Source organism: Bifidobacterium sp. W8112, assembly GCF_016101425.1.
Taxonomy (GTDB): Bacteria; Actinomycetota; Actinomycetes; order Actinomycetales; family Bifidobacteriaceae; genus Bombiscardovia; species Bombiscardovia apousia.
On the sequence record NZ_JACFQN010000002.1, the window covers coordinates 181,894 to 203,772 of the forward strand.

Here is a 21,879-nt window from a genome sequence, read left to right on the forward strand (position 1 = left end):
GTGGATGCTTCCCGCCCATTCTATGCGCCACCGACCCCGATTGAGGGCCGGAACAGCCGACTGTTACATCGGCCGAACGCACTACCATGGAACCAACATAGTCAGAACCGGAATCTCAAGGAGGCTGGACGTGACCGCATCTGCACAGGAGCATCTACAAGGAGACACTGATCCCAAGAACGTGGACCTGGATGAGCAGAACATGGAAGACCGGGTGAACAACCGCACCCTGCGCCCCAACTCCCCCGCCTTCCAGAAGTTCATGACCACCGGGTGGCAGGCCCAGGAGCCGCAGATCGAGCCGCTGGAGTCCAGCAAATATACTGAGCGCCGCCTGCGTGAACTGGGTCAGCGTTTCCCTGGCGAACGACTGGTCATCCCTGCCGGATCCTACAAGACCCGAAACAACGACAACGACTACGCCTTCCGCCCAGACACCACCTTTGCCTACTACACGGGCCTGGGCGAGGACTACGAACCCGGAGCCATCCTGGTCCTTGACCCGGTGGACCCCGACAGCCCGGAGGCCGCCAGGGGCCTGACCCATACCCCCGAGCTCTTCGTCCATCCCCGGGCCGATCAGTCCACCCGTGACTACTACCGTTCCTCCCAGTATGGGGAATACTGGGTAGGTCCCCGGGCCGGGCTGCGGGAGCTGGCCATCATGACCGGCATCCCCACCAAGGACATCGCCTCCTTCCCTGATGCCATCGCCAAGGATCTGGGGCCGGACCAGGGAGCGGTCAAGCTGCGAGTGATCCGCACTGCCGACCAGGAGGTCCTGAACCAGGTGGAAGCCGCCCGCAAGGCCAATGGCATCGGCGGCCCTGACCGTAATGAGGAGGCCGACGACAAGCTCGAGGAGTTCACCTCCGAGGCCCGCATGATCAAGGACGACTACGAGGTCAGCGAGATGCGCAAGGCCATCGCTGCCACCAAGGACGGGTTCGACCGGGTTCTGACCCACCTGCCCCAGGTGGTAGGCAAGCCCCGTTCCGAGCGGATGCTGGAGGGCGTCTTCAACGCCAACGCCCGCGAGAAGGGCAACGACGTGGGCTATGGGTCCATCATCGCTTCGGGCAAGCATGCCCCTATCCTGCACTGGATGCGCAACGACGGGACAGTCCAGAAGGGCGACCTGCTCCTGATTGACGCCGGCGTGGAGGTCAACAGCCTCTACACGGCCGACATCACCCGCACCTTCCCCGTAGGCGGCACCTTCAGCCCCCTGCAGAAGCGGATCTACCAGACCGTGCTCAAGGCCCAGCAGGCCGGCTTCGAAGCGGCCAAGCCCGGAGCCACCTACTCGGACATCCACCATGCCGTCATGCGGGTGCTGGCCGAAACACTGCACGAGTGGGGCATCCTCAAGGTCAGCGTGGAAGAGTCCCTCTCTCCCCAGGGTCAGCAGCATCGCCGCTGGCACGCCTGCGGCTGCGCCCACCATCTGGGTCTGGACGTGCATGACTGTGCGGAGGCCAGGTACGAGTCCTACCAGGGCGCGCCCATCACCCCTGGAATGATCTTCACCATCGAGCCCGGACTCTACTTCAAGGAGAACGACCTGCTGGTGCCTCCGGAGTTCCGCGGCATCGGCGTGCGCGTAGAGGACGACGTGCTCATGACCGAGCATGGACCCCAGTGGCTGTCTGCAGGCATCCCCAAGACGGTGGAAGAGGTGGAGGCCTGGATGGCGCAGCGGGCTGCGCTGGCCGACCCGGACCGGGACTGACTATGCCCACACCTGACTTCGTGCTCAAACTGCGCCGGTCCATAGGCCATGACCTGCTCTGGCTGAACGGCGTAACGGCCTTCGTCACCGACGACCAGGGCCGGGTCCTGCTGGGCCGGCGCTCCGACACTGGCCAGTGGGCCCTGGTCTACGGGATCAACGAACCGGGCGAGGATCCGGCTGACACCGTGGTCCGCGAGGTCAAGGAGGAGACCGGGGTGGATGTGATCGTCACCGACCTGGCGGCAGTCACATCCTCCCAAGAGGTGATCACCTATGCCAACGGGGACCGGACCATGTATATGGATCATCTGTTCATCTGTCGGCCTGACCCCAGCGGCAACACCGACCCCTTTGTGGGTGACGAGGAGAGCCTGTCAGTCGGCTGGTTCGACCCCGATCAACTCCCCTCTCCGCTGGCCCAGACCACTGTGAAACGCATGGCCCGAGCCCGAACCTATCTGGAACGCCTGCATGGCGGAGATGCCCACGCCTTCTTCAAGGTTGGCGGCAGGGAGCTGCCCGCAAATCCCGACTAGTCTCAAATTGACCATTGGGCCCTTGGACGGCTCAGTCTTTAAAGGCTCAGTCCTCGAAGAAATCCAGCGGATCATCGATGAATCGGCGCAGGCCTACCAGGGCCGCCCCCTTGAGGGCCGGATAGTCGGCCTGGGTGGGGATGAGCACGCGAATGTCCACGGCATCCCGGCCCAGGGTCAGCTGATTGAGCCGATCCTGCAGACGCTGGGCCAGGTTCCCCCCGAAGTGCGACCAGAATCCCCCCAGAATGACCGTATCCACGTCGACAATATTGATGGCTGAGGCGATGACCGAGATCATGGCATCGAGCCCGCGGTCGATGGCGTCTACCGCTTTAGCATCGCCCTGCTGCCAGCGCTGGTAGAGCTCCTCCATGGCCTGGGGTGTGACCGCCTCGGCTCCGGTGGCGATGTCAGCCGCCTCAACCAGAGCCCTACGCCCGGCGTAGGTCTCCAGGCACCCACGGCGGCCGCAACGGCAGGTTGGGCCGTTCAGATCCACCGAGGCATGCCCCAATTCACCAGCGAACCCATGGTCTCCGGTCTCGACGGCCCCGCGACGCACCACAGCCCCGCCGATACCGATGTCAGTGGAAATGTAAATAAAGGAGTCGGTGGGCGAAAGTGGCCCCTCATCTCCGCCCGCAGGACGCTGGGCAGCGTAGCCGGGAATCTGTGCAAGGGCTGCCAGACGCGCCTCATTGCCCACTCTGGGAGCTAGTCGACGGACCAGGGGAAATTCCTGCAGATCCAGACGTTCCCATCCCAGGTTGCGGGCCATGAGCAGGGTGGTGTCGCCACCGACCAGGCCGGGCAGGGCCAGGCCCGAACCCACTGTGCGGTAGTGCCGACGGGACAGCTTGCGTTCGATGGGCTTGGCCAGCTTTTCCAGGTTGGCAAAGACCAGATCGGGTTCCGCCTCATGCATATCGTCCTTGATCCAGGCCGAATCGATCAGGGTCCCATCCAGATCCATGGCCAGACACCCGTAGCCATCGGTGTTGATCTGCAGGCCCAGACCGGCCCACCGTCCGTGCGCGATGGACAACGGGGTGCTGGGTCGGCCATGGCTGCTCTGCGAAGTCTCAGGCTCCTCCTCGCGCACCACCCGATTCCGGATCAGAAGCCCTGCCAGGAGCGACATAGTAGCCTTGGTCAGCCCGGTGGCCTTGGCCAGATCCGCTCTGCTCAGCGAGGTAGGCGACCTCAGAATGGTGTCGATGATGACCGAGAGGTTGTGGTTCCTCAGATCATCCTGATTGATAGAGCGCAGGGCAGTCACGGTTCAATAACCTTTCATGAAGGAACACAGGCCCGCAGAATCCTGGGCCTTCTTCAACATCTTACGTTCCAGCCTAACGGCAGGTAAACAAATAAGGGTCACTCAGACCAAGGTCATTTAGTTTATCGATTTAATAATTGAGATACTATTATGGAGTATTCCAATGACCGGAGTGGAGAAAGCAAGGAGGCTGACATGAATGAGATCCTGGTGGCCGGAGTGGACACTTCGACCCAGTCCTGCAAGGTGAGGGTGACCGAAGCCCGGACCGGTCGGCTGGTCCGCTTCGGCAAGGCCCCTCATCCGGCAGGCACCAGCGTCGATCCCATGGCCTGGTGGAAGACATTTCAGGAGGCTTCAGCCCAGGCGGGCGGATTGGACGATGTCTCGGCCCTCAGCGTGGGTGGCCAGCAGCACGGCATGGTATTGCTGGATCGCCAAGGGCGAGTAATCAGGGATGCCTTGCTCTGGAACGATACGCGTTCGGCTCCTGATGCCGACGATCTCATCATCCGGCTCGCCAAGTCCGAAACCGGCGGGCCAAACAAAGACCCGGACCCGGACCTGGCCATGCAGGGCAAGCAAGCTTGGGTACGGGCTGTGGGATCCTCCCCGGTAGCCTCGCTGACCATCACCAAGGTGGCCTGGGTCAGCCGGATGGAGCCGGATCATGCCAAGGCCATCGCGGCCATATGCCTCCCCCATGACTGGCTGAGCTGGGTCATCGCCGGTCATGGGCCCGCAGCCGACCCGGGGACCGAACCCGGGCTGGAGGATCTCTTCACCGATCGCTCTGATGCCTCAGGCACCGGCTACTACGACCCTGCCGCCGACAGCTACCGGCGTGACCTGCTGGCCATGGCCCTGCCCGACGGGATGGCCGAACAGGTCATCCTGCCTAAGGTTCTTGGCCCTCACCAGGTCGGAGCCAAGGCCGACCCCCGCATCGCCGGCAGGGACGTGCCCGGCGGCTGCATCATCGCACCGGGCGGTGGCGACAACGCCATGACGGCCCTGGGCCTGGCCATGCAGGTGGGCGACGTCTCCATCTCCCTGGGAACCTCGGGGGTCGCTGCAGCGGTCAGCCCGGTCCCCGCCTATGACATGAGCGCCTCGGTCACCGGATTCGCCGATGCCACCGGCCACTGGCTCCCTCTGGCCTGCACCATCAACGCATCACGCATCCTGGACGCGGGCCTGGCCGCCCTGGGGACGGATTACGACGGTCTGGCCAATCTGGCAGAGCAGTCCTCACCAGGAGCCGAGGGCATCACCCTGATCCCCTACTTCGACGGCGAGCGCACCCCGAACCGCCCTGACGCCCACGCCAGGCTGGAGGGACTGACCCTGGCCAACACCATGCGCACCAACCTGGCCCGAGCATTCGTGGAGGGCCTGCTCTGCTCCCAGCGTGACTGCCTGGAGCTGCTGAAACGGCTGGGCACCACGGTCTCCAGGATCCTTCTGGTCGGCGGCGGCGCCAAGTCCCCAGCGGTCAGAGCCTACGCACCTGGGATTCTGGGCATGGATGTGCAGCTGCCCCGGCCGGACGAGTATGTGGCCATCGGTGCTGCCCGCCAAGCGGCCTGGACTCTGACTGGGGAAGAGGAGCCCCCCGCCTGGCCGGTGGACATCGAGACCACCCTGACGGGAGCCCCCTGCGAGCAGGTCTACCAGCAGTACCTGCGCTGGCGGGGATGAGGGGCCCCGCCAGCCAGGGTCACTTGGAGCGGACCCGCAGATGCAGTCCGAAGACCAGATCGGTTTCATCCAGGCGGTAGGCGGGATCCAGCTCCGGTCCGCAGCTGTTGGAGCCTATGCCGCTTGTGGCATAGTCCAGACAGAGCACGGTCGATCCGCATTCCTCCAGCTCATGGTCGTGCCCCTTGGCGGCCAGCTCCTCCTGCGTATACGGTGAGCAGTTGAAGCTGATGGGCCCATCCCCCGCCGCCTGCAGCAGGGAGCGGTCATCCTCCACCAGGACGTAGTCGCAGCCATAATGGGAGCCGTTCTCCTGGGGCCGCAGGTAGTGCTCGACCATGCCTGATGCGGTGTCATGGAAAACGCCATAGTGGCTGGCGCGGTGCATGTCCCGGTAGCTCTCGTAGGGCCCATAGCCGCAGTAGGTGACCCGCTGCAGGCTCTTGGGCAGGAAGAGCCGTAGACCGAACCTGGGCAGATAGGGGAACTCGGGATCCCGATGCAGCTCCATCTTCAGGTCCAGTCCACCCTGGTCGCTCAGGGTCCAGGTGGCGTTGATGCTGCCCATGGGCTGAATGAAGGGGGCCACCAGGGACAGTTCGGTCTTGATTGTGGTCAACCCCCGTTCCTGATCGGTCTGCAGCTGGCAGGAGAGGGCCCTGGTGCCAGCCCGGTCGTATTCGGCCTTGCGCCATTCCTCCTTGATGGTGGCATCGTTGTCAGTGGGCGCCCGCCAGAGGTTGACCTCCACAGGGGCGGTCAGCAGGGCACGGTTGTCGACGCTCATGGATTCCACCATGCCGGTACGGCGGTTGAAGACGTAGCGCCAGTCGGCCCCCTCCACGTCGAAGCGGGCATCAGTCCGCCTGACCACCGGCCGGTGGGCGCCCCGTGCTCCGCTGCCGGGATCGGCACGGATGACCCTGGCCACGCCATTAGGACGTTCAGGCATTCCCATGTCCGCGGCTTCCAGCTGATCGAAGCCCAGCGGATGCCCTTGGGGAAGCGCCGGATCGGCCTTGGCCAAGACGTACTCCACCAGCAGGGTCAGACGGCCATGCTCGGGTGGATCCATGGGCGGCAGACCCACGGTGCCTTCAGCATGAGGGGCGATATGCAGGCCGGTCCCCCGGTCGAGCTCCGGCGTCCCGGAAGCCACAGGCTCCCCATCACATAGAAGGGTCCACTTCAGGCTGAGATGTTCGTCCAGGAAGGTGAAGTCCAAATAGTTATGCAAGGTGAGCAGCCGGGTCTGGGGATCGTAGCTGACCAGGCGGGCCGGACGGAAGACGTTCTTGAACTCCCTGAGTCCAGTGTGGGGCCGCCGGTCGGGATAGACCAGGCCATCCATGCAGAAGTTGGCATCATGGGGGTACTCGCCATAGTCTCCCCCATAGGCATAGATCCGACGGCCCTTGCGATCCCTGCCCTGGTCGATGGCATGGTCGGCCCACTCCCAGATGCAGCCGCCCAGGAGCCCCGGATGAGCCTGAATGACCCGAAAGTAGTCCTCCAGATCCCCTGGGCCCAGCCCCATGGCATGGCAGTATTCGCAAAGGAAGTAAGGCTTCCGGCCCCCGTCTCCGTCATCCCCGTGGCTGCTGATGCCGTGAGGGCCCTCCGGCCTGAAGTAATCCTCGATTTGCTTGATGGAGGGATACATCCGCGAAGTGATGTCCAGATTGCTATAGTCCAGATCCTTACGGGGCGAGCCGTGGATGGCCGACTCGTAGTGGGTCAGACGGGAGGGGTCCCGGGACTTGGTCCAGGCCAGAGCCGCCTCGATGCCGCAGCCGTAGCCGCTTTCGTTGCCCATGGACCAGATCAGGATGGAGGGGTGGTTCTTGTCCCGCTCCAGACTGCGCTGGACCCGGTCGACAATGGCCTTGGTAAAGAGCGGCTCGTCGGCAATGCGGCCGTTCCAGTAATCGGGCTCCTTCCAGTCCGGACCATGGTAGAGGGCCTCGATGCCATGGGCCTCCAGGTCGGCCTCGGCGATCAGGTAGAAGCCCAGCTGGTCGTAGAGAGCGTAATACTGGGGGCTGTTGGGGTAATGGGAGGTGCGGATGGCGTTGACGTTGTGCTCCTTCATCAGGGTCAGGTCGCGCATGATCTGCTTCTGGTCGATGGCGAAGCCGGTGCGCGGATCCCCGTCATGGCGGTTGACCCCGTGGATCTTGATGGGGCTGCCGTTGACCTTGACCACCTGGCCGTCCACGCTGATGGTGCGCAGGCCGATGTACTCGGTGACGACCTCATCCGAGTCGCCGGAGCCGGTTGAGCTGGCCCTGGTCGACAAGGTCAGCCGGTAGAGTTGGGGATCTTCGGCATTCCAGAGGCGAGGATGGCCAACCTCCATGACAAACTGCGCGGGCTCCTTGCAACCCGTCAGCTCGGCCCGGGCCACTTCCACACCATCGGGGTCGGTCAGCAGAGCCTGGATGTCCAGAGCGGCATCGTCCTGGCCCGATACGCCAGTCGGATCCAGATCCAGGGTCACACTGGCATGGCTCATGTCCTCATCGAGGTTGGTGTGGACGAACCAGTCGCGCAGACGGGCCTTGGGGCGACGCAGGATGTAGACATCGCGAAAGATGCCGCTCATGCGGAACTTGTCCTGATCCTCCAGATAGCTGCCATCGCACCACTTGAGCACCAGGACGGCCAGCTGGTTGCGGCCTCGCTGCAGGTGGTCGGTCACGTCGAATTCGCTGGTGGCATGAGAGACCTGGCTGTAGCCGATCAGATCCCCATTGACCCAGAGATAGAAGCAGGAATCCACCCCCTCGAAATTGAGCAGGGCCCGGGGCGCTGAGGGTTCGGGCTCGTAGTCGAAGGCGCGCAGATAGATGCCGCATGGATTGTCGGCAGGCACCCTGGGCGGATCGAAGGGGAAGGGGTAGCGCACGTTGGTGTATTGGGGGCTGTCATAGCCCTGGGTCTGCCAGACTCCTGGTACATGGATGGGCTGGTACGCCCCTCGGCCCGCATCCCTGGAAGGGCTGTAGTCGGCTTCGAAGAAAACCGGATCCTCGGCCTCGACGGCGGACTGGACCTCGGCATCCAGCTGGTCGATGCTGGCGTAATAGCGAAAATCCCAGTCCCCATCCAGATCCAGGTACCGGTCGGAGCGCCTGCGCAGATCGCCACGCGTGTCCATGGGGGCGCCGGCTGGCACGCAGTAGGCACGGTTGGGCTCGGTCCCCACATGCAGCGTGGCTGGATCCTCGTAATAACGTGGTATGAACATGACTATTCCATCCTCCTCGGTGGCCATGGCAGCAGACGTTTCACAGGCGTGACTGTTTACGCTCACATGCGTCCATGATACCGGGGCCATAGCACAGAATTCCCGCCGGTTGTCACAGGCGTCAACGCACCGGACGCGCCGTGCTCTCACGGATGACCAGCTTGGGGGTCAGGATGCGGCGGTTGCCCCCCACATGCTCCCCCCGGAAGATCTTCAGAAGCAGGTTGGCCACCTTGGTGCCGTAGAGCCCGGCATCACGATGAACCGACGTGATGGAGGGATAGGTGCTCTGGCAGATGAAGCTGTCCTCGAAGCTGACCATGGCTGGCAGGCCCCTGCAGGCCAATGCAGGAGCAGCGGTCTTCTCATCAGACCCTTGCACTGCCATGGATGCCGTCCTGCTTTCCAGCATCGCTCGCAGACTTGCTGCAGCCATGATCTCGTTCTCGTAGATAAAAGCCGTATACGGGTTCTTCCCCGATGACAGACGAAGGGTGAAGGCGGCGGCCTTGTCCGGCGTGAAGTCCGTGAACTCCACTTTCGGCTCCCCCAGGTTCTTACGACTGACGAACTCCTTGAAGGAAGAGACACGGGCGCGGCTGTAGTCAAGGTTCTTATCCCCCGACAAGTAGGCGATCCGGGCATGCCCGCGCGAACTCAGATGGTCCATGATCGTCGTCATGGTTCGGGAATCGTCGATGGACAACGAAGGCAGGTAGTTATCCGAGTCAGGTCCTCCGGCCAGGACTGCGGGCAGACCCAGATTGTGCAGGAGCCGAGGCCTGGGATCATCGGAGAGAAGATCCACCAGCACCACCCCATCGACCCGCTTGCGCCGGGCCCAGTCCCGATAGGTGTCCAGCTCCTCATCCAGAGTGGCGCATGGGCGGAAGAGCAGGCCATAGCCCGACCGGCTCAAGGAGGCGTGGATGCCGGCCATGAAATGCAGCATGAATCCCTCGGTCTGGAAGGCATCCATGGACCTGGCCGGGGCGAAACCCACTGTCATAGTCTTGGAACTGCCCAGTGCCTGGGCGGCATATGCAGGTTTCCAACCCATTCTTGCCGCCGCTTCACGAACCCTGCGCTTGGTCTGGATGGAGACTCCGGGCTTGTCATTGATGGCGAAGGAGACTGCGGTCTGGGATATCCCCAGTTCGTTGGCTATGTCCTTGAGGTTGACCCTGGCATCGTCCATCTCCTTATGAACAGACGAGTCCGTTCTGGCTTCTGTTTCTCCGCCAGTGGACTCGCCGCCCATACGCCACCTCATATCAACCATCCTCGTCGACGCCCATGATCCGGCTCGGCCTGCTCGTCAAACAAGACTGCCTGCCACACGCTTTAGGCATATAAGAATATCGACCTTTAACCCTAACTTAGACCCTCATCCACACAAACCGTGGTCGACAACACATACGGCTGCCGTCAACCGGGTTTGAAGTCAAAGACCTTGTTATCGCTCACGCTCTAGCCCCTGATGGGAGCTAAAGCCTAATATGGCGGCTAGTTATGCCGCAGTCAGGCCTTTTTTCGCAGGAGGGAGGGGTCGGATACGGCGTTATAGGAGCTTCCGCCAACAGGTTTGACGGCGATGCACTCGCTGATGCCCCTGTCCTGCAACCAGCCGCTATCCGCCGCGTGCAGGGATGTGACTAAGGCTGGCCTTGCACCTTGACGACTGAGTTCCATCCACTTGTTGAAGATAGACCCGCCGGGCGCGCAGGCAGATCTGAGCAAGGGATCATCGTGCTGGTCCACATCCACGACAAGAGCCGTGGACCTGGGCCGAGAATCCTCCTTGCCGGAGCAATCCTTCACCGCCTGGGCGAAGGCCTTGCCTATGGGCTTGAGGTGCTTCTCTTGGTCAAACAGACCCAACTGATGCTCAAAGGGAGGAAAATCGCCGAATTGCTGGTCGACATCATGTGAACACCACCAGGTGATGCCGAACATGTCGCTGCAATCGAGAGCATGTTCCACTGAAGATCTGCAAAAGTCGGCAGCCTGCCCTGCGCCCATTACATTGAGCGGGGCACCGATCTCCTGCAGCCAGACCTGCCGATGAGGCTGACTGGCGAAGGCCTTCGACAGCTCCACCAGGTATTCGGCATGCCGCGTGCTCTCCTCGCCCAAGGGGCCGCGCTCCTGAGCGGCGCCGTTGAAAACCCAGGAATGAATGCAGGTCATGTCGCCGATGTTGGACGCATACCGGGGAAGAAAAGCGTGGCCGTCTTGATACCAAGCCGCATCGTTTTCGGAATGCAGGAGCACGCGGCCTTCCTGGGCCGCCCTCTCCCTCAAAGGGGTCAGCAGCTGCAGCAGCCAGTCTTCTGCCTGCTTGGAGGTAGAGGGCATTCGACGCGGATGGACACGGTCGGTGAACTGGTTGCATTCGTTCCCTATGGTCAGACCGCGGAAATGCGGCAGGTCCGCCAAGGCTTCATAAACCGAAGCGACCAGACGGGCCTGCGCCTGAATTGCGTCCGGATCCGTGAACATATTGGTTTCATGCCACGAGACCAGCCAGGACGGCACGAAATCAAAACTGGACATGTGTCCTTGAATCACATCCGAATAGACATCCAACCCTCGCTCATCCGCCAGGGCGGCCATATGCCTCAGGTCGTCCAGGGCGGCGCCGTTGATCCATGTTCTGTTGGGCTGGAGCAGCGTCCACAGCGGGAAGATGCGGATATGATCCAGCCCAATGGAAGCAATGTCGTCAAGATCTTTGGCGACAGCATCCCAATCCGGATGCAGCCAGAAATAGAACCAGTTGTGAGAGGGGGTGTAATTAACTCCAAATTTCATGATGTTGCTATTCCTTGATGCCACCCTGTTCCAGACCACGGAAGAAGTAGCGTTGGAAGCAGGCGAAGAAGACCAGGATCGGTATCAGGGAAACCAGGGCCCCCGCTGCTATCAATCTGGGATCCGAAATGAACATGCCCTTGAGTCGGTTCATGCCCAGTGTGAGCGTGTAGTTTGACTCGTCGGAGATGACGATCAGGGGCCAGAGGAAATCATTCCAGGCGCCCACAAAGGCGAAGATGCCAACGACGGTCATGGTGCCTTTGACCTGGGGCACGCAGATCCGGTAGAACCGCTGCCAAAGATTGGCGCCGTCCACCTCGGCAGCCTCTTCAAGCTCGTCTGGGATGCCCTTGAAGGCATTGGTCATGAGCAGAATGTTGACGGCACCCACCATGCCTGGCAGGGCGACAGCCAAAAGGGTGTTCTGCAGGCCGACACTTCTGACGATCAGGAACTGGGAGATGACCACACCCTCGACGGGGATGACCATGGTACCCATGAAAATCGTGAAGAGCAGGTTGCGCCCGCGCCACTTGAGCCGGCCCAGCGCATATCCGGCCATGGTCGAGAAGATGACGTTGCCGCCTATGGAAAGGATAGCGACAATCACCGTGTTCAGCATGTACCGGAAGACCGGAACCTGTCTGAAGACGGATAGGTAATTATCCCAGGTGGGCGTCTTCGGAATGATATAGGGCGGAACCGCATAGACGTTGTCACCCTTGCCCTTGAAGGACAGCGACAGCTCCCAGACGAAGGGCCCCACCAGCAGGATAAAGACCAGTATGAGCACAAGGTACTGGACGACCTTGCCGACAGTGACCTTGGAGTGACTATTTTTCATGAGTCCTCCCCCCGCTTCTGGATGATCTGCTGCAGAATCAGCATGGCTCCGACCACAATCAGGACAATCAGCGACAGAGCACTGGCGTAGCCGGTCCTGGCCTGGATACCCGTGCCCTCCTTCTGGATGAGCATGGACATGGTGATGTCTTCGCCGCCGGGGCCAGCCGTGCCGTTGGTGAGCACGTAGATCTCGTTGAACACGCGGAAGGCTGCGATGGTGGATAGCATCATGATCAGCACGATGGTGGATCTCACGCCGGGAATGGTGACATACAGGAATTGCCTTACCGGGCCTGCCCCATCCAGTGAGGCGGCCTCGTACAGGGAGGCGTCAATGTTGGCCAGGGCGGTCAGATAGATGACCATGTAGTATCCCAAGCCCAGCCAGATGGTGACGAACATGGATGTGAACAGTATCAGCCAGCGATCACTGAGGAATGGGATCGGGCTGTGGATGATGTGCAGGGACTCCAGGACCGAGTTGACCAGTCCCTTAGGATCCAGCAGGTTGGTCCAGATCATTCCCACTACCACGGCCGACATGACCACGGGAGTGTAGAAGGAGGTTCTGAAGAACCCCATGATCCTGGAGTTCCCCTTGACCAGGTTGGCCAAGATCAGAGGAAGAATCACCATAAAGGGGACCACGCAGACCACGTACAAGGTGGAATTAAGCAGCGCGGTCCAGAAATAGTCGTCATGCACGATCGCTACGAAGTTCTGGATGCCGATGAACTTGCCCGGTCGCAGCAACGTGGAATCGGTAAAGGCCAGCCGACAGGTATTCAGCGCCGCGACGATGACGAAGATGAAGACAATGGCAAAGGCCGGGAAGACGAACAAGTAGGGGGCCAGGGTCGTGGTCCAATGGGTTTGAGGCCCGCCGTGCCGGCCGAGGGCGGAAGCCTTCGGCCGGATGGCGGAAGAGTCAACGCGGCTCATAGTTACTGCAGCTTCTCGTTGGCGTACTTGACGGCCTTGTCCAAGGACTCCTTAGCAGTCTGCTTGCCTTGCAGGGCCAGAGCGGCCTGCTGTTGCAGGTAGTCCTTGCCATTGGCATCGGTGAACTCAGCAGGACGGCTTGAGTACCCGGTCTTTACGGAGTTCAGCGTGACCTTCAGCGCCTTGCCTTGAACATCACTGGTGTCGATGTTGGCGTAGTAGGGATCATCAAGACCACCCTTGCTGGAGGGGAAGGTGTTGGACTTCTTGGCGAATGCCAGCTGGTTCTTGGCATTGGTCACATATTGGACGAAGTCCAGGGCGAGCGTCTTGTTCTTGGTCTGCGCGTTGACGGCCAGCATCTCATAGGCCAGGCTGGCGGACTTGCCTTGATCGCTGATCTTGGTGCCCACAGCCAGATGCTTGTAGAGGTCAGGAGAGTTCTGCTTGAAGTCCGCCGCCGAGTAGGCGCTGCCGCCCATGGCCACGATGGAGCCCTTCTGGAAGAACTCGCCCTGCTGAGACCACTGCGCGCTCAGGGCCTCCGGCGGGATTCCCTTCTTGTTGAACAGGTCGACGAAGCGCTGCAGGTGCTTGACAGCCTTGGGTGAATTGAAGATGTACTTGGTGTGATCCTTGTTCATGATGGGAATGCCGGCCGATGCATAGTCATCGACGGCACCGCCCAGCATGGTGGACATGTAGGCCCCGCAGCCGCTCTTGACCATGGTGTCCGCCTGGGAGAAGTAGTCATCCCAGGTCACAGGCAGCTTATTTGGATCCAGCCCGCACTTCTGCATGAGCTCGGTGTTGTAATAGGTCGGTCCATCGTTGACGTACCAGGGGAAGCCGTAGGCACCCTCCTCGATGTCCTTGCCCTTGAAAGTCACCGCATCCCAGGCATTCTTGTAATAGTTGTTTTGGGCCTTGGGAGCCTCCTTGCTGATGTTCATCAGGGCCCCGGCCTTGGCCAGGCCGTACATCAGTGAGGGGCCGGCATCGATGATGTCAGGTAAGGAGTTGGCTGCTGCGTCGGCGGACAGCTTCTGTTCATAGTTGTCCGAGGGCTGATCGATCCACTTGATGGTGGTGCCGGGATGTGACTTCTCGTAGGCCGAAATCAGGTTTTTGAAGTACGGCGTGTACTTGTCGTTTTTCAGATTCCAGGTCTGGAAGGAGATCTCGCCTGACGGCTTACCGTCCTTCGACCCGCCTGAACTGCTGTTGCTTCCACCGCATGCCGCCAAGGAACCCGCCATGGCCGTGGCGCAGATCAGTACTGCTACCTTCTTCAGTGCTCTCATCGGAGCTTCCTTTCTTTTTTACTACTCACTTCTTTGTGGAGCTTCCGGCCGATCCAAATAGCCGAACGAACCGGCCGGACAGACACCCATGGTCAGGCGATTCAGCGCCTGGAGAGTCTCAAGGTGGTGAATTGGAAGGGAACCAGATCCAACAGGGCCCCGTCGGCTTGCGCCCCCTGCTCGGAGCACAGGCCTGGCCGCACACCCTCGGGCACAGGACCGTCCTCCAGGGAGTTGGTCTCTTTCACAGTCGCCCCCTGAAGGACGGACCCTGTGTGCAGCCTGGCCTTGGAAGGCGAAGAATCCGGATTGTAGACCCTGACAATCACATCGCCGCTGTCGTCATCAGCCGTCTTGATCCAGTCGATGACGGTGGTGCCCTGAATATCCTCGACACCAGCCAAGGGCTCAACGGCAGGCAGTCCATGATGGAAGACCGGCGCGTTGAGGGCATAGGCTGCTTGCAGAATGTCAGCCTGGGTGTCCCCAGGGACGATGGACCAGGCAAAGCTGTGCTTGCCCCTGTCGGTATGCGGATCGGGAAAGACCGGAGCGGAAAGGAGGGTCAGCCTGACCAAGGTGCCTGCCTCTTTGCCAGCCTTCTCGTCGTAGTGGATCGGTGTGGTGTCGCCGCCGTATGTCGAAGCGTTGACCACGCCAACAGCAAGGTCGTCGTCGCTGATCCTGACGAATCGGTGCGTGCAGCTCTCGAACTGAGCCTCTTCAGCGGCGTTGTTCTTCTGAATGGGCCTATCGATAAAGCCGTATTGGCACTCGAATTGCGCGTACCTGGCCTGAACGGCGACGGGTATGTCCACCTTGAGCAGCTGCTCATCCTGGTGCCAATCCACGTCAGCAGTGAAGTCCAACTGCCTGCCGCCGGGAGTCAGCCCAACCGTGGTGACGATTGTGGTCTCACCATGCCGACGCGATACCCGAACACCGGAATCCAAGGCCTCCATGGTGACTGGGTCATCGACCGGAGCAGCGGTCAGCAGGGCATCACGCTCCAGATCCCAGGCATCCCACATGTAGGGTTCGTCCTTGAAGAGCTCGTATCCGCCCACCGAGGAGCCTTGCGGGACCAGATCCCTGCCAGAAGTCCTGTCAAGAATGGAATGAACCTCGCCATCCGAAGCGACGACGGCACGGATAAGTCCGTTGTCCACGACGAATCCGCCGCCTTCTTGACTGACTTGAACGGGCCGGATGCGCTCGGGGCCTTCCTGGGCCTGAACTGGCCCGACAGCCTCCCAAGCCGTCTGGCCCCTGCCGTCCATGGGTACCAGCCGAGCATCGGATACCATGGGAGCCTGCCGCTGGGCGGAAGCTATGACGCGGGCAGCCTTATCGCCGATCTGCTCAAGACGGGCGATGTCCCTGCGGTAGTCCTCCCTGGCCAGTCTGTGTACCCAGGAGATGGCGGACCCTGGAAGAATGTCATGGAACTGGTTGAGCAGCAGCGTGCGCCAGATTTGGTCCAGCTCCTGACGCGGGTAGGCGTATGAGTCATCAAGCAAGCCGGCGTAGGCGCACAGGTATTCGACCGTGCGCAGCATGGCCTCCTCTTGACGGCAGCCTCGCTTCATATCCTGCTGGGAGGTCAGGGTCTTACGGTGCAGTTCCAGATAGAGTTCACCCTTCCAGACGGGCATTTCGGAACCGGCCTCCGCGCGGATCTCTTCCTCGGACTGGCGGAAGAAGTCTGCAGGAGCCTGATACCGAACCTTGGCCGATCCCTCCACGTCGTGCAGGCGCTCATAGCGTCCCAGCATTTCCCTGGTGGTGCCGCCGCCACCATCGCCATAGCCGAACAGCACCAAGGCCCTGGTCGAGATGTCCTTGTCTTGGTAGTTTTCTTGGGAGTGGTTGAGCTCGCGGGCCGTCATGCTGGAGGCATAGGTATCCATGGGAGGGAAATGCGTGAAGATGGCCGTTCCGTCAATGCCCTGCCAATCAAAGGTATGATGCGGGAATTTGGTTGTATCATTCCAGGAGATCTTCTGCGAAAGGAAGGAAGTCATGCCTGCACGGCGGGCAATCTGCGGGAACTGGCCCGTATAGCCGAAGCTGTCCGGCTCCCAGACCACGGTCGTATCCACCCCCAGATGCTCCCGATAGTACCGCTTGCCATAGGTGAACTGACGGGTCAGCGACTCCCCTGAGGGCAGCATGCCGTCAGACTCCACCCACATCCCTCCGACGGGGATGAACCTGCCTTCTTGGATGCGTTGCTTGACGCGGGAGAAGAGATCGGGATGATCCTCCTCCAGCCATGCATACTGCTGGGGCGAACTCATGGCATAGATGAATTGAGGATCGCGCTCCATCAGCGCGAGCATGTTCGAAACAGTCCGCGCCACCTTGCGTCTGGTCTCCCGCTTGGGCCAGAGCCAGGCGGAGTCAATATGGGAATGACCCACTGCCGCATGGTCCAAGGCACTGGGGGTCGCCGGCACTGCCAGCACACCTGCCAAGGCCTGTCGAGCCGGCCCCAGTGTGGCCAGGTCACGCTCATCATAAATATTCAGCGAACGCTGCAGGGCTTTGCCCAAACGCCAGTACCGCGGCTGGCTCTGGTCGCACTCGCGGATCAGCTGGGCAGTGACCTCAAGATCCATGTAGTAGTTCCATGCCTCATGGTCAAAATGGCAGACATCCATCTGCTTGAGGACATTGGGCTCATCGGCACGACCGGTCGTTCCCTCCCCCAGCTGCGTCTCCACGAATGCGGGGGTGCCGAGCAGGAGCGGATTACAGGCCGCCTCCAGATAGATGGTAAAGGTTCCGTCAGGGTTGATGACCGAAGCCTCGTCACGGGTCGGATTCCCGTCCAGGTCGGTGCCGTCGAGCGGAATCCAACGGTTGCGGGGATTGACCGCCTTGATGATCGATCCATCACTCCTGTAGGCCTGGGCTTCAAAATGACCGCCGGGCGCATCGGGATGCCAGCCCAAGTCGACCACCAGCTCGATCGGGGCCCTGGTCGCCCAGTCGGCATCAACGCGGCCGGTCACCTCCATCCAGGTGGTCCCCCAGGTTGTGCCCCAAGTATCCCCTAGGGAGAGAGGCTGGAAATCCACGTTCTTGCTCTGTACTTTCCCGAAGAACTCCGATGATGGCATCGGTTCTCCAGAAATGACGAAAGAGCGGACTTGGACCTGGCCCATAGGCCGCTCAATCTTCGGTAGCACGCGTTGACGCATGACACGGTCGCACTTGTCAAGCACGCGTTCTATCTTCAGCTGCATCCTCACAACCTCCTCGTAGGCCCGCTTCGCAACTCTACTAAAGCGGTTTAGTTTGATTATACTCCCCTCCGTTCCAAGCAATAGGGGTCGGATACAATTGGCGTGTCCTGCCTGGCAAACATGCCTGCATTGATCCGCACACACAAAAAAGCCCCGCGGGCTTTCACTCGCGGAGCTAGGAAACGACAGCCGTCTAAAACTCAGGCCTGGGCCAGAGCCTCGACGATGTAGTTGTTGATGGTGGCCTTGACGACCTCAAGATGGTCGGACTTGTCAGCGGCAATGAGTTCTGCCTGCGGCTTGTCAAGGCTGTACTCCTCCAAGGAGGCCAGTGTGGCCGTGCCATCCTTGACCGTCGAGCCGATGCCGGATTCGAAGGAGGCATAGCGATCCTGCTGCAGCTGCTCGATGTAGCCGTCCTCGTGCATCTTGGCCGCGACCAGCAGACCGGCGGCGTAGGTGTCCATGCCCACGATGTGGGTCCTGAAGAGGTCCTCAGGCAGGAAGGAGGAGCGGCGCGGCTTGGCATCGAAGTTCAGGCCTCCACGGGGCCCGATGCTCCCGTTGGCCAGCACCTCCCACATGACAGCGGTGGCATCGTAGAGGTCCGAGGGGAACTCGTCCATGTCCCAGCCGATCAGCTTGTCGCCCTGGTTGGCGTCCAAGGATCCCAGGAATCCAGTCTCGCGGGCCACGCGGACCTCATGCTGATAGGTGTGCATAGCCAGGTTGGCGTGGTTGCCCTCGATGTTGAGCTTGAAGTTATCCTGCAGGTCGTAGGTGCGCAGGAAGTTGATGGTGGTAGCCGCGTCGTAATCGTACTGGTGGAGTGTGGGCTCCTTGGGCTTGGGCTCGATCAGGAACTGCGCGTCGAAGCCGATCTCCTTGGCGTAGTCCACGCACATGTGGAAGAGGGCAGCCATATGGTCCTGCTCCTCCTTCATCCGGGTGTTCCAGAGGGATTCGTAGCCCTCGCGGCCGCCCCAGAAGACGTAGTTCTCGGCGCCGAGCCGCTTGCCGATCTCCAGGCTGTGCTTGAGCTGGCCGGCCGAGTAAGCATAGATGTCAGCGAAGGGCGAGGTGCCGGCGCCGGCCTCGAAACGAGGATTGGTGAAGAGCGACGAGGTGTTCCAGAGCAGCTTGACGCCCGTGTCCTTCATGGCGGCCTCGATGCGGTCAACCACCTTGTCAAGATTGGCATCGCTCTCGCGCAGGGTGTCGCCCTCGGGAGCCAGGTCACGGTCGTGGAAGCAGAAGAAATCAACCCCCAGCTTGGTGAAGAGCTCGAAGGCGTAGTCCACCTTGGCCAGCGCCTGATCCATGGGATCGGTGTAGCGGTAGTAGGGCCTCTGCGCAGTGGGATCGCCAAAGGGATCCACCAAGCCCTGGTTAAAGGTGTGCCACCAGGCCACAGCGAAGCGCAGCCAGTCCTTCATGGGCTTGCCGGCCACCACCTTGTTCTTGTCGTAGTAACGGAAGCCCAGGCCCTCCTTGACGCCTTGGCGACCCACGTATTCGATCTTGTCAACGTCCCACAGACCCATAATGCTCCTTTGCTTAATGCATTTGCCTTTACAGCGTTCACAGGGGAGGAAACCAGTTCCTGCCTCCTGAGCACTAAGCGTAGAGGGACGGATCGATTTTGTCAATTCGTTGAATTATATAGATGACGATCACGTCACCTATGGATTGGAAGGCGCAAAGCAGCCTTGCGATGACCGTCGGAAACCTTGAGTTCAAGCTGCTTGGGTACGTCCGAGCCGTCTGAACCTGCTGACCGATCCGCCTGCACCACTGCCAAGGCTTGGCCGTAATAGGTGCGCGTATGCCCGGTCAAAAACCCTTCGGGATTGTATGGGGCGGCACACCCAAAGGCCAGCAGTCGGCCACCCTCTACCTGAGCAGTCAAATCTCCTGATGTCATGGGTTTGTCAATGCCCTGCTGGTCGGTATACCTTGCCCTCACAAAGCATAACCCTCCCGGGCGAACGGTGCTCCGATCGGCCTCCAGCTTGACCATGGTCTGGGGAGCGGCTGACCGCAACCGACTCCGTCCAATCAACCTGCCCGAGCTGTCGTAGGCCAAGGCCTCCAGCAGGCCGTGTTCATAAGGACAGGAGAAACGGAAACGAGTGCTACCCCGCCAACGCGAACGGCCAAGGCAACGGCCATTCAGCATCAGCAGGACCTCATGAGCCCGGGCGTAGACCTCCACCTGGGCGGTCCTGCCCTCGCAGCCGTCCCAAGACCATGAGTCAAGGGCATCTGTCATCTTCCAGGCGCTGGGAGAATGCCTCTCCCCCGAGTGATTGACGGGCCGCACAGCCAGATAGGGCCCGGCCTCGCCCCCTAACGCCACCCGTGTGTACAAGGCCTCGCCCAGCGGCCTGCCTGTCAGATCAAGACGGCCGGAACCAGCAGTCAGCCAGCCCAGCCCGCTGAACCGTGGAACTTCCTGTCGATACTCCCAAGCGCCCACGCCGACTTCGCCCAGATAATCCATACCTGCCCAGACGAAGTCTCCGATCAGGCGCGGGCAACGGGAGGCCAGACGCATGAACTCGTCGGCATCGCTGCAGAAGGTCTCCGTCCCCAGGATGAGCCGATGGGGGTATCTGCGGAGGTCTTGAAGGTATCGTTTGATTCCATAGTTGTATCCGGCCACGTCCATAAGTGCGAAGGCATCACGGGTCAGGCGGTCGCAGGAGGGCAGGGTGGCACCCTTCTTCATGAAGTCCGCTCCCATGATTCCGGCCATTTCATTGAAGAATCGGCTCCCTACAGATCCATGGCGCTTCATTGAAAGCGACAAGCTTCTCTTTCGCCCATCGTGCGCCGCCTGCTTGGCCGCTTTCCTGCTCGAATACACCCCGAGCCCGATCGAACTCAGGAAGTTGAAGAAGATGTTGACCCCGCAGGTAACCGGACGACTCGCATCCTGACCGTGGAGGAAGTCGACCATGCGCCTGGTCAGTTCCACCCCCTTGGACTGGGCGGTTTCGCTGACCTCGTTGCCGATGGAGTACATGATGACTGATGGATGGTTGAAATCCTTGGCAACCATATCAGCCAGATCACTGCGCCACCATTTCGGGAGGTATTGTGCATAGTCGTGGATGGTCTTGTGGATGTACCATTGGTCGGCATATTCATCCAGGACCAGCATACCCAGACGGTCGCAAGCCTCCAGAAGACTTTTCGAACAGGGGTTGTGGGCGCTGCGAATGGCGTTGTAGCCATTGCGTTTCAGCAACCTCACCTTCCGCTCCTCGGCCTCGGGCCAGGCGCAAGCGCCAAGAATCCCGTTGTCATGGTGAACGCAGGCACCCTTGAGAATCCTGCGGACACCGTTGATGAGCAGCCCCTGATCCCCCCAGGCAACCGTTCGTATGCCGAATATCGCCTGAGCCTGGTCATGGCAGCCCGAGGAGGAGACGAAGAGCGCCTGGCATTCATACAGCGTCGGGCTTTCCGGACTCCATGGCTGGGCGCCAGGAAGGTCGATATCGACCTGGGCTCTGCCATCGGAATCCACAGGGACTGCAACCTCAGCCAAGGACCCCGATTCATCCTTGTCGTGGCGCATAATGCGAACCCGCGCAGTCCCGCCTGATGATGCCCGCAATGAGACCCGGATGGCACAGGGATTGACTCCGAGCGTGGAGACCCTGACGCCGTCCGGGTACAGATACTGGGGGCCAGCACTCCAGAGCGTGACGGGCCGGTAGATGCCTGCTCCGGAATACCAACGCGAATTGGGCTGCTGGGCGTTGCGGGCGACAACACGTATCACGCCCGGTTCCCCCGGTCGGATTTTCCCACTCAGGTCGACAAAGAACCCCGTGTATCCATAAGGGTGAAAGCTCAGGCGTTGGTCATCCAGCCAGACCTCGCTGTGTTGGTACACGCCCTCGAATTCCAGAATCATCGAATCGTGCTGCCCAAGACCGTCAACACATACCTTCTTGCAGTATTCGTAATCGCGCCCGACGAACCATCCACTGTTAGCCTCGCTCGGAGCATCGGCCCTTCTGGGTTCTGCCAACATGGCATCGTGAGGCAGCTCAACGGGCTTCCAGGGTTCCTTTGACTCCTGCAAATGTCGATAGCGCCAACCTTGGTTCCAATCCGTTGCCTGCATACCACTCCTCCGCCATCGTTTATGATCACCAGTGCATAGCCGTCCCAATCAACATCGATGGATAGAAGACCAGA

Annotated in this window: 13 protein-coding genes; 3 read left to right on the top strand and 10 right to left on the bottom strand. The window is 60.8% G+C overall.

Annotation, left to right across the window (positions count from 1 at the left end; all coding sequences use genetic code 11):
- Window positions 1-181 precede the first annotated feature (181 nt).
- Both H3T92_RS05160 and H3T92_RS05165 read left to right on the top strand, forming a co-directional pair.
- The gene (locus H3T92_RS05160) at window positions 182-1,732 is read left to right on the top strand and encodes an aminopeptidase P family protein (protein WP_332460638.1); all 1,551 of its coding nucleotides are present in this window, start codon (window positions 182-184) and stop codon (window positions 1,730-1,732) included.
- Window positions 1,733-1,734: 2 nt separating this feature from the next.
- The gene (locus H3T92_RS05165) at window positions 1,735-2,271 is read left to right on the top strand and encodes an NUDIX hydrolase (protein ID WP_144085508.1); all 537 of its coding nucleotides are present in this window, start codon (window positions 1,735-1,737) and stop codon (window positions 2,269-2,271) included.
- Between the two features lie 46 nt (window positions 2,272-2,317).
- Here the strand turns inward: H3T92_RS05165 and H3T92_RS05170 are convergent, their stop codons facing one another.
- The gene (locus tag H3T92_RS05170) at window positions 2,318-3,553 is read right to left on the bottom strand and encodes an ROK family protein (RefSeq protein ID WP_144085507.1); all 1,236 of its coding nucleotides are present in this window, start codon (window positions 3,551-3,553) and stop codon (window positions 2,318-2,320) included.
- A 195-nt stretch (window positions 3,554-3,748) separates the two neighbouring features.
- On the opposite strand from H3T92_RS05170, the gene H3T92_RS05175 reads away from it, so the two are divergent.
- Window positions 3,749-5,254, top strand: coding sequence for a xylulokinase (locus tag H3T92_RS05175; RefSeq protein ID WP_144085506.1), 1,506 nt, complete (start codon window positions 3,749-3,751; stop codon window positions 5,252-5,254).
- Window positions 5,255-5,273: 19 nt separating this feature from the next.
- Here H3T92_RS05175 and H3T92_RS05180 read toward each other — a convergent pair whose 3' ends face one another.
- The 9 genes from H3T92_RS05180 to H3T92_RS05220 all read right to left on the bottom strand — a co-directional run bounded on the left by H3T92_RS05180 (window position 5,274) and on the right by H3T92_RS05220 (window position 21,805).
- The gene (locus H3T92_RS05180; protein WP_420809428.1) at window positions 5,274-8,570 is read right to left on the bottom strand and encodes a glycoside hydrolase family 2 TIM barrel-domain containing protein; all 3,297 of its coding nucleotides are present in this window, start codon (window positions 8,568-8,570) and stop codon (window positions 5,274-5,276) included.
- A 55-nt stretch (window positions 8,571-8,625) separates the two neighbouring features.
- Window positions 8,626-9,702: a LacI family DNA-binding transcriptional regulator gene (locus H3T92_RS05185; protein ID WP_144085572.1), complete on the bottom strand. Its 1,077-nt coding sequence runs from the start codon at window positions 9,700-9,702 to the stop codon at window positions 8,626-8,628.
- Between the two features lie 323 nt (window positions 9,703-10,025).
- Window positions 10,026-11,318, bottom strand: a complete 1,293-nt coding sequence (locus tag H3T92_RS05190; RefSeq protein WP_144085505.1) for a glycoside hydrolase 5 family protein — start codon at window positions 11,316-11,318, stop codon at window positions 10,026-10,028.
- Window positions 11,319-11,325: 7 nt separating this feature from the next.
- Window positions 11,326-12,165, bottom strand: a complete 840-nt coding sequence (locus H3T92_RS05195) for a carbohydrate ABC transporter permease (protein ID WP_101432146.1) — start codon at window positions 12,163-12,165, stop codon at window positions 11,326-11,328.
- Window positions 12,162-13,109, bottom strand: a complete 948-nt coding sequence (locus tag H3T92_RS05200) for a carbohydrate ABC transporter permease (RefSeq protein WP_144085504.1) — start codon at window positions 13,107-13,109, stop codon at window positions 12,162-12,164. The genes H3T92_RS05195 and H3T92_RS05200 overlap by 4 nt, the downstream gene beginning before the upstream one ends.
- Before the next feature lie 2 nt (window positions 13,110-13,111).
- Window positions 13,112-14,413 (bottom strand): ABC transporter substrate-binding protein, encoded by a 1,302-nt coding sequence (locus tag H3T92_RS05205; RefSeq protein ID WP_101432144.1) that lies wholly within the window; start codon window positions 14,411-14,413, stop codon window positions 13,112-13,114.
- A 101-nt stretch (window positions 14,414-14,514) separates the two neighbouring features.
- Window positions 14,515-17,664, bottom strand: a complete 3,150-nt coding sequence (locus H3T92_RS05210) for an alpha-mannosidase (protein WP_144085503.1) — start codon at window positions 17,662-17,664, stop codon at window positions 14,515-14,517.
- A 200-nt stretch (window positions 17,665-17,864) separates the two neighbouring features.
- Entirely contained in the window at window positions 17,865-19,208 is a 1,344-nt protein-coding gene (xylA, locus tag H3T92_RS05215) for a xylose isomerase (RefSeq protein WP_144085502.1), read from the bottom strand.
- A gap of 134 nt (window positions 19,209-19,342) precedes the next feature.
- Window positions 19,343-21,805, bottom strand: a complete 2,463-nt coding sequence (locus H3T92_RS05220) for a glycoside hydrolase family 2 TIM barrel-domain containing protein (protein ID WP_144085501.1) — start codon at window positions 21,803-21,805, stop codon at window positions 19,343-19,345.
- Window positions 21,806-21,879: the final 74 nt, after the last annotated feature.

Excerpts from the sequence above, each read along its gene's own strand:
- H3T92_RS05165 (WP_144085508.1), top strand. The coding sequence starts at position 1,735 with ATGCCCACACCTGACTTCGTGCTCAAACTGCGCCGGTCCATAGGCCAT.
- H3T92_RS05175 (WP_144085506.1), top strand. The coding sequence starts at position 3,749 with ATGAATGAGATCCTGGTGGCCGGAGTGGACACTTCGACCCAGTCCTGC.
- H3T92_RS05185 (WP_144085572.1), bottom strand. The coding sequence starts at position 9,702 with ATGGACGATGCCAGGGTCAACCTCAAGGACATAGCCAACGAACTGGGG.
- H3T92_RS05190 (WP_144085505.1), bottom strand. The coding sequence starts at position 11,318 with ATGAAATTTGGAGTTAATTACACCCCCTCTCACAACTGGTTCTATTTC.
- H3T92_RS05195 (WP_101432146.1), bottom strand. The coding sequence starts at position 12,165 with ATGAAAAATAGTCACTCCAAGGTCACTGTCGGCAAGGTCGTCCAGTAC.
- H3T92_RS05200 (WP_144085504.1), bottom strand. The coding sequence starts at position 13,109 with ATGAGCCGCGTTGACTCTTCCGCCATCCGGCCGAAGGCTTCCGCCCTC.
- H3T92_RS05205 (WP_101432144.1), bottom strand. The coding sequence starts at position 14,413 with ATGAGAGCACTGAAGAAGGTAGCAGTACTGATCTGCGCCACGGCCATG.
- H3T92_RS05210 (WP_144085503.1), bottom strand. The coding sequence starts at position 17,664 with ATGCAGCTGAAGATAGAACGCGTGCTTGACAAGTGCGACCGTGTCATG.
- xylA (WP_144085502.1), bottom strand. The coding sequence starts at position 19,208 with ATGGGTCTGTGGGACGTTGACAAGATCGAATACGTGGGTCGCCAAGGC.
- H3T92_RS05220 (WP_144085501.1), bottom strand. The coding sequence starts at position 21,805 with ATGCAGGCAACGGATTGGAACCAAGGTTGGCGCTATCGACATTTGCAG.